We start from the raw sequence: 8,563 nt of genomic DNA, 5'->3' as shown, positions 1-8,563 counted from the left end.
ACGACGAGGTAGATAGGTTGGAGGTGGAAGTGCAGCAATGCATGGAGCTGACCAATACTAATCGGTCGAGGGCTTATCCAAGAACATAAAACGCAGATTCGTTTCGGATTCAGTTTTCAGGAATCAATTCTCCTTCATGAGGTCCAAGTGGCCGCAGGATAGCGAATTGTTTTCAGCATTTGGCGATGCTGAGACCTGAATCATGCATTTGCAGCGCAAGTGCCCGTTTGGTGGCGATAGCGGAGGGGTTCCACGCGTACCCATCCCGAACACGACCGTTAAGCCCTCCAGCGCCGATGGTACTTGGACCGAAGGGTCCCGGGAGAGTAGGACGCCGCCAAGCGGACAACCACATAATTTGTGGTATTTTTTTTGCCCATAATAATTACATAAGTATAGAAGGGCCTTTAGCTCAGCTGGTTAGAGCGCACCCCTGATAAGGGTGAGGTCGGTGGTTCGAGTCCACTAAGGCCCACCATTTTCCCTGATAGCTCAGTTGGTAGAGCACTCGACTGTTAATCGAGTTGTCACAGGTTCGAGTCCTGTTCGGGGAGCCAATATGGAGAGGTGTCCGAGTTTGGCCGAAGGAGCACGATTGGAAATCGTGTAGGCGCCACAAGCGTCTCGAGGGTTCGAATCCCTCTCTCTCCGCCATTATTTTTAAAGTATGGCCCGTTGGTCAAGGGGTTAAGACACCTCCCTTTCACGGAGGTAACATGGGTTCGAATCCCATACGGGTCACCATTTTATCATTTTCCCTTGAGATACAGCCATACAACATATGGAGGCTTAGCTCAGCTGGGAGAGCATCTGCCTTACAAGCAGAGGGTCGGGGGTTCGAACCCCTCAGCCTCCACCATAGCAGCATACAGAGGAATACATGATTACTGACGCGGGGTGGAGCAGCCCGGTAGCTCGTCGGGCTCATAACCCGAAGGCCGCAGGTTCAAATCCTGCCCCCGCAACTTATTCCCCAAAAGTGAAGATATGCTTTGTAGCGTATTCCGATTACTCTCCGGGGACCCTGGCAGTGCTTAACGAGGAACCGTGGTGTAGTTGGCCTAACATGCCTGCCTGTCACGCAGGAGATCGCGGGTTCGAATCCCGTCCTGTTCCGCCATCTTTATTTGCTTCAGGGATGAGAATCCATTACAGGGTTCGTTGGAGCATAAACTTCGTAAGCATCGCTTCGCAATCTCGCAACGAAGTGAAGAGTATCCCGTCCTGTTCCGCCATCTTTATTTGCTTCAGGGATGAGAATCCATTACAGGGTTCGTTGGAGCATAAACTTCGTAAGCATCACTTCGCAATCTCGCAACGAAGTGAAGAGTATCCCGCCCTGTTCCGCCATCTTTATGGTATTAAGATATCAGGGATTGAGCATCCTATATCTTGAAGTATAGAATATCGACCCGATTCTGTAATGTTTAATAGTGGGGATTAGCCAAGCGGTAAGGCAACGGACTTTGACTCCGTCATTCATAGGTTCAATTCCTATATCCCCAGCCAATTCATGCTGTGAAGCTGAGCTGTGAGGGTGCCGAGTAACATCCGGGGTTAGCCCATATGTTAGAGCCATTAGCTCAGTTGGTAGAGCACCTGACTTTTAATCAGGGTGTCGAAGGTTCGAGTCCTTCATGGCTCACCATTTTTCTTTTGAAGCGCGCGCGTGTGGCGGAATGGCAGACGCACCAGACTTAGGATCTGGCGTTTTACGACGTGGGGGTTCAAGTCCCTTCACGCGCATTGTACATAAAAAACAAGCCTGCTTGGATTGCTCACAATCTAAGCAGGCTTGTTTTTTGCATTTAAGCGGATGACCGGTTTTATATATATCGTTTGCGGTGCAGCTTTTTAATGGATGTGGAGTCGTACAGGTGTTGATTTGAATCCAGCAAGATGCGTTAAATTGTCAGCAATAATCGATATTACAGAAAGAAGCTCCTATGATATGATTTTCTTGAAAGCGTTATCAATTTGAGAGAAGGGGAGTCTTCATGAACAATAGCGTAAGATCGGCTTTGCTGTTACTTTTTTCAATCATGTTAACCATCAGTTTAGCCGGGTGTTCCGGGAAGAATGCGGAGGGCTCCAGCTCGGGCGGTCAGGAGACTGCGGATGCAAAAAAGCAGGTAACCCTTGATTTTCTGTGGTTTACTGACGGGATTGAAGGAGATGTGATTAAAGAGGTTATAGCGGATTATCAAAAGGAAAATTCTCATGTCAAGATCAATCTGGTGGAGGTTGCGTACAAAGATTTGCTGACGAAGCTGCGGACGATGATTTCCGGGGGGAAACCGCCTGCCTTGGCACGCATGACTGATACAGGTCTGTTTGTCAATCAGGCCCTTGACCTGACACCGTATGTGGGTGATGCAGACAGCTTTATTTCGCAGTTTGTGGACTCCATCAAGCCTTATTATGTCGTTGACAATGCAATCATTGCTTCACCGATGGACCTTACTGCTAACGGTATGATTTACAATAAGACCTTGTTCCAACAAGCCGGGGTGCAGGTGCCTGCTTCCCAGGAGGACATATGGACATGGGATGAGTTTACCGCTGCCGTCAAGCAGGTTATGGAGAAGGGCGGAGCCAAATATGGATTGGTGTGGGACTTCACACCCCACAGATGGACAACTATGCTGTATCAATTTGGCGGCAGCATGCTTAGCGAGGACGGTACAAAAGCGGCAATCAACAGTCCCGAAGGCGTGCAGGCTTTAGAATACTTCATCAAGCTTCATGAAGAGGGGGTCATGCCGAAATCTGTCTGGCTAGGCTCCGAGAATCCGAATAACCTCTTTCGCTCCGGTCAGGTAGCGGTTCATTTGGCAGGCAACTGGATGATCAGCAACTACAAGGATATCGATAACTTTGAGTGGGGCATCACCTATATGCCGAAGCAAGAAATACGCTCTTCCGTTCCAGGCGGTAAATATGTGATGGGCTTTAAAGGTACAGGGGTAGAAGAAGCAACCGCAGAGTTCATTCAATATTTGTCTTCCAAAGAAGTAAATGGAAAATACAACCAGGAGTCATTGTTCATCAGCCCCCGCAAGGACAGCGTGAAGCTGGACTATGCTTTTGGCAAGGAAATGTTCGAAGTATTCGCGAACGAACTGGCCAATACGACTCCTCTGGCGGCTAATGACTGGTCCAAACAAGAGATTGTGCCCAAGTTTTCAACCGATTTAAAAGACCATATTATTGAAGCGATTTCAGGAAAAACAACGGCAAAAGAGGCCTTGGATAAAACCGCCAGGCTTATCGACAAAGTTATCAGTGAGCAAGAAAAATAGCTTGAGAGCGAAAGAATTCCAGGAACCGTTTACGACAAAATCATGTGATTAGGGGTGATAGCCTTACATGGTACATGAGGCCCATTTTCCCACTAACAAGGCATTGAGGCAGGAACGCATATACATTCGGCATCAGGTTTCAGAATGGCAGAACAGCTGGCCGCTTCATACACATGATGGCTATGAAATGTATTTTTTTCTTCAAGGCAACGGCAATTTCATTATCGGGAATGAAATTTATCAGCTGCAGCCTGGTGATATGTTGCTGTTTAGGGGGGAAGTGCTTCATCGTCCGAATCCGATGAAAGAAACACCATATATTCGCAGCTATATCAATTTTACAGCGGAATATATCCATGAACTGGCCGGGGAAGAATTGCAGGCAAAGCTTTTGAATTTGTTCGCTCTTCCCAACGGCCTGCTGGTCCGGTGGGGGGAAAGCGGAATGAATGAAATAGACAGTCATTTCTCCATGATGTTTAGCGAGAGGGAAAGGGAAGCTGTCGGCTGCGAATTTATGATGCAAAGCCTGATGATTCAGCTTTTGCTCAAGATTTACCGCAGATCGAAAGAAGTATATTCTCTGCTTGCCGCCCCTGCTCAATCGCAGAAAGAGATGAATGTACGGCGGATTTTAATGTATCTGAACCAGAATTACAAAAAATCCATTTCGCTGGAAGACCTTTCCGGAACGATGCATTTAAACAAATATTATATGTGCCACTGCTTTAAGGAGGTTACCGGGGTTTCCATCAACAACTATATTACCCGCAAGCGGATTGAAGAAGCCAAGAAGCTGCTGCGGCTGTCGGATGAACCGGTGGGGATTTTGTCCGAGCTTCTCGGCTTCAGCAACCCCGTTCACTTCAGCCGTATGTTTAAACAGCATGCCGGTGTCTCCCCGCTGATGTACCGCAAGACACATTTGGATTAGCTTCCTTCAAGAACAGAGAATCAGGAAAGGAGAGGATAAGTTGTCTCAGTCCAAAGCATCAGCTAATCAAAGCAGCAGGCCCCAGTCCTTATGGAGAAAGGACAAAATTAAGCGGCGGCTGGCGCCGTATTTGTTCATTCTTCCTAACTTCATCATTTTCGCAACATTTATTGTTATCCCTGCCATTGCTGGTTTGGTTTATTCATTTCATCAATATGACGGCTTAAACGAAATGAGGTTTTTAGGCTTCGGAAATTATGCCGAGGTGTTGGCCAACAGCGAATTTTGGTCGGCCCTTGGCCGCACCGGGCTTTATGCCGCAGTTATTGTTCCGGGGATCTTTATCCTGGCTCTTGGAGTTGCCATGCTTCTGATTCGCCCAATAAGAATGAAGGGGATATTCCGGGCGATCATTTATTGGCCGACAATGATCTCGTACATTATTGTCGGTTTGACATGGAAATGGATTTTTGGGGATACGTTTGGCATCCTGAATTATTTGTTTACTTCGCTGGGAGGGGACCCGGTTCCCTGGCTGACCCATCCGTTTTTTGCCAACCTTTCGGTGGTCATTGCTACATTATGGTCCAGAGTCGGGTTCTTTATGGTCATCTTTATTGCCGGTCTTCAATCGATTCCCCACGATATGTATGAAGCGGCCCATCTGGACGGCGCATCCAGGCGGACAGCCTTCTGGAGCATTACGCTGCCGTTGCTCAAGCCGACGAGCCTGCTTGTGCTGATGATCTCGCTTATTGACGCGTTTAAGGCCTATCCGCTCATGTATGCTCTCACAAGCGGGGGCCCCGGCAAGGAGACCACGTTTATTGTGCAGTTCATATATGAGACCGGTTTTGCCAAGCAGGAGCTGGGATTGGCCAGTGCCATGTCGATCATTCTGTTTGCCATCATCGGGATGTTCTCGGCGCTGCAATTCCGTCTTTCCAAGGGAGGAGCCAATTTATGAGAAAAGCCCATATAGGTACATACATCCTATTAATCGTCTTGGCTCTGCTGTGGGTATTTCCAGTTCTCTGGACCGTGCTGTCCTCCTTTAAAACAGATACAGAGTTGTACAGTTGGCCGCCGGCATTATTTCCCGGAACCTTTTCATTGGAGCACTTTGCCGATGCCTTCGATAAAGGGAATTTTGGAACTTATTTTCTCAACAGCACTATTGTTACGATAACGTCTACATTGCTGCTGGTGCTGATTAACACTATGGCCGGATTCGCCTTGGCCAAATATCGCTTTAAAGGCGATACGATCCTGCTCATCGGCTTCATCTCCACCTTGATGATTCCGCTGGAGGTCATCATGATTCCCATTTTCAAGGTAATTTCTTTCCTGGGTTTGTATAATAACCTGCTCGGTATTATTATTCCTCCTGCCGCCACGCCAACCGGGGTGTTTCTGGTCCGCCAGTACTTGCTGTCCGTTCCCGATGAACTGCTGGAGGCAGCGCGTATTGACGGGGCAGGCGAATGGAGAATTTTTCAGAGCCTTATTGTTCCGATTGCAAAGCCGATTATTGCGGTTCTGGCTATCTTCTCATTCATGTGGCGTTGGGACGATTTTCTGTGGCCGCTCATCGTTATTAGCGATCCCTCCAAATATACGATTCAGCTTGCGTTGTCCAACTTTATCGGGGAGTACAACGTTGATTGGGGAAGCCTGCTGGCTATGTCCAGCATTACAATGATTCCGGTGCTTGTCGTATTTCTTTTCTTCCAGCGTCAATTTATTCAAGGGATTGCCACAACAGGAATAAAGGGGTGACTGAACCATGACCATAAACAGCAGCTATTTATCGTATAATCCGCACCGGATGCAGTATGATGTGATCAATCGCTGGCTTCTCAGTGATATCCTGACCCGAAATATACGATTTGAGCCGATGACCATGGAAGGAGATGTCAACGATTGGCTGATTAAGGGCTTTTCAATTCATGAGAATCCCTGCCGCAAGGAATTTGTCGATGCCAGACGTAGTTCTGAGCCGGTGCTTTCTTTGGCTATGCCCCCGGTTCCCGGGGAATGTGTGTCCCTTGAGGATCCGGAAGCCAGGTGGAACCTCTATTTTCCGTGGGGCAATCCGCGGGTGGAGGAGTCCGGATTTTATCACGTGCCGACCCATTTATTGAGATATGCGTATACGGGGATTGTCAGTCCCATGGCGCATAAGGCGGTGTTCAACCTGAAAACCTGCGGGGGGGTGGCGCTGTGGGTGAACGGGCGTCTGGTATGCGATTTCACACCCTTTACAAGAAATATGGAGCAGAAAACTCAGGTGGAAATACAACTGGAAGCGGGGGAGAATGTGTTCTTTGTCTGTCATGAGGATTTGGCGGAGCGGGACACGCTCTATCATTATACGCTGGAGTATACCGGCTCCGCTTCCCTGGAAATTCGAGTACCGCTTACGGAATTGGAGAGCGCCGGGGCTGTTTTGGACATGGAGCATGCTCTTGGGAAGGCTTATTTTCCCAAAAGCAGCGTTACTGACGAAGAGATTCAACTTGCCTTTACCCAACCCTTTAGCCGGGACATCCTATTTGATGTGAACTATACCAGCTTTTTTGACAGCCAATACTCCATGCAGCGGGTTCTCGGAGCCGGACAGCACAGCCTTAGCCTGGGCCATACCGATGATTTCGGAGCCGAGTATCAGCTTTTTGAGCTGGTTGCCCACGTTGGCAAGGCTGCGGTTCGCAAGGTGTTCGGCATTGAGCTGCATAACAGTCGTTTCCAGCCCCGGGACAGCCAGGCTATGACCATAGAGGAGCGCAAGCGGACAGCGCTGGAGTGTGTCGCCGCATTCGGAATTCCCAATGTCCATACAGCCATAGCCAGGCTGAAAACAGGGTATGCTCCCGGACAAGTGCGGGAAATGATTATGAAAGAACTGGCCGGCATTCAAAAAAGGCAGGATTGCTCCGACTTTTATTTAATCGCGTTGTTCCGGTTGTGGCGGGATTACCGTGACAGAGGTTTGTTCGATGATGCTTTTTGGGAAGAGATCAAGGAGACGATTCTTGGCTTCCGGTACTGGATCGACGAACCGGGCGACGATGTCATGTGGTTCTTCAGCGAGAATCATGCGCTGCTGTTCCATAGCTGCCAGCTGCTGGCAGGTCAGCTATTCCCCGAGTGCACGTTCACCAACAGCGGTGAGACCGGAGCGCAGCGGCAGGTGAAGGCAGAACGGCAATTGCTGGAGTGGTTCCAGCGCTTCTTTGCCGAAGGGCTGGCCGAATGGAATTCCACTGCCTATATCCCCATTGATTTCCTGGGGCTGGTCCAGCTGTATGAACTGGCCCAGCTGCCGGAAATACACCGGCAGGCCAAGCGGGCCATGGACCTGTTGTATTCCTACATGACGGCTGAAGCCCATGAAGGCTACCTGATGTCCACCCTTGGCCGCAGCTATGAGAGGGTGCTGGTCGGCAACTATTCGGCGGGCACGACCTCGCTGATGTGGATGGGCTACGGCGTGGGCAATGTCAACAGCTCGGCCTTCAATGTTCCGCTGTATTTGTCCGATTATAAGCCGCCGCAATCCTATGCCGAACGGATCAGGCTAAGTCCGGAGGAGGAGCTGGAGTTTCAGCTGGAGCAAGGGAAAGACGGGTATGCCAAGCTTATCCACTACCGGACAGCCTCCTTCGTCATGTCCAGCATCTCCGATTTCCGCCCAGGATTAAAGGGGTATCAGGAGCATGTGCTGCACTTGGCCTTCTCCCCCGAAGCCCAGGTCTGGGTGAACCATCCGGGAGAGGTTTATGCTCACGGCTCGGGTCGGCCCTGCTTCTGGGCAGGGAATGGCATCCTGCCCAAGGTGGGACAGTACAAGGGGCTGGGAATCCTGATGTTTGCCATTGATCCGGAGCATGACGCAGATTATACCCATGCTTATTTCCCGACTTATGCCTTCACCCGCTTTGAACAGCAGGGGTCCTGGTTCTTCGGTGAAAGCGAAGGAGCCTATACCGCAGTTTACGCTGCAAACGGACTTGCGCTAACCCGGGAAGGCATAAACCGGGAGCGGGAGCTCGTATCGGAGGGACGGCGCAATATCTGGCTGATAAGGGCGGCGGCCCGTCAAGAGCATGGCTCGTTCCGGCAGTATATTGAAGAAGTGCTGAACATGCCGGTTGTGGCAGCGACAGAGACGATGCAGGTCTGCTTGACGGATTACAAGTACGGCGAAATACGGTTCGGCTGGCAGGAGCCTTTGAGTGTAAATGGCGAAAGCTTGCAATTCAGGGACTGTGGAGTTAACGGCCGCTTGCTGAGAAGAGAGAGGGGTTAGCTTGCCATTGAGACG

The 8,563-nt window shown here is 49.8% G+C and carries 5 protein-coding genes, 10 tRNA genes and 2 rRNA genes; all 17 read left to right on the top strand.

What is annotated here, in order from left to right; all coding sequences use genetic code 11:
• Positions 1–81 (top strand): 23S ribosomal RNA (locus HYD27_RS13920); the annotation flags it as partial.
• Between the two features lie 145 nt (positions 82–226).
• Positions 227–343 (top strand): 5S ribosomal RNA (gene rrf / locus HYD27_RS13915).
• A 58-nt stretch (positions 344–401) separates the two neighbouring features.
• Positions 402–478, top strand: a tRNA-Ile gene (locus HYD27_RS13910).
• Between the two features lie 3 nt (positions 479–481).
• Positions 482–557, top strand: a tRNA-Asn gene (locus HYD27_RS13905).
• Positions 558–561: 4 nt separating this feature from the next.
• Positions 562–654: transfer RNA gene (locus HYD27_RS13900), tRNA-Ser, on the top strand.
• A gap of 15 nt (positions 655–669) precedes the next feature.
• A tRNA-Glu gene (locus HYD27_RS13895) sits at positions 670–744 on the top strand.
• A 39-nt stretch (positions 745–783) separates the two neighbouring features.
• A tRNA-Val gene (locus tag HYD27_RS13890) sits at positions 784–859 on the top strand.
• Between the two features lie 32 nt (positions 860–891).
• Positions 892–965: transfer RNA gene (locus HYD27_RS13885), tRNA-Met, on the top strand.
• A gap of 76 nt (positions 966–1,041) precedes the next feature.
• A tRNA-Asp gene (locus HYD27_RS13880) sits at positions 1,042–1,120 on the top strand.
• Positions 1,121–1,434: 314 nt separating this feature from the next.
• Positions 1,435–1,509: transfer RNA gene (locus HYD27_RS13875), tRNA-Gln, on the top strand.
• Between the two features lie 63 nt (positions 1,510–1,572).
• Positions 1,573–1,648, top strand: a tRNA-Lys gene (locus tag HYD27_RS13870).
• A gap of 17 nt (positions 1,649–1,665) precedes the next feature.
• A tRNA-Leu gene (locus HYD27_RS13865) sits at positions 1,666–1,746 on the top strand.
• A gap of 251 nt (positions 1,747–1,997) precedes the next feature.
• Positions 1,998–3,302, top strand: coding sequence for an ABC transporter substrate-binding protein (locus tag HYD27_RS13860; protein WP_219216045.1), 1,305 nt, complete (start codon positions 1,998–2,000; stop codon positions 3,300–3,302).
• A 67-nt stretch (positions 3,303–3,369) separates the two neighbouring features.
• Positions 3,370–4,236 (top strand): helix-turn-helix transcriptional regulator, encoded by an 867-nt coding sequence (locus HYD27_RS13855; protein WP_219216043.1) that lies wholly within the window; start codon positions 3,370–3,372, stop codon positions 4,234–4,236.
• A gap of 106 nt (positions 4,237–4,342) precedes the next feature.
• On the top strand, positions 4,343–5,203 hold the full coding sequence (locus HYD27_RS13850; RefSeq protein ID WP_375373916.1) for a carbohydrate ABC transporter permease: 861 nt from the start codon (positions 4,343–4,345) through the stop codon (positions 5,201–5,203).
• Positions 5,200–6,015: a carbohydrate ABC transporter permease gene (locus tag HYD27_RS13845; protein WP_219216038.1), complete on the top strand. Its 816-nt coding sequence runs from the start codon at positions 5,200–5,202 to the stop codon at positions 6,013–6,015. Before HYD27_RS13850 ends, HYD27_RS13845 begins: the two co-directional genes overlap by 4 nt.
• Positions 6,016–6,022: 7 nt before the next feature.
• Entirely contained in the window at positions 6,023–8,548 is a 2,526-nt protein-coding gene (locus HYD27_RS13840; protein WP_219216036.1) for a hypothetical protein, read from the top strand.
• Positions 8,549–8,563 lie beyond the last annotated feature (15 nt).

It is taken from the genome of Paenibacillus sp. S150, assembly GCF_019352175.1.
Lineage (GTDB): Bacteria > Bacillota > Bacilli > Paenibacillales > Paenibacillaceae > Paenibacillus_AQ.
The sequence above is the reverse complement of the archived record's forward strand: the minus strand, read 5'-3'. Positions and strand labels throughout refer to the sequence as shown.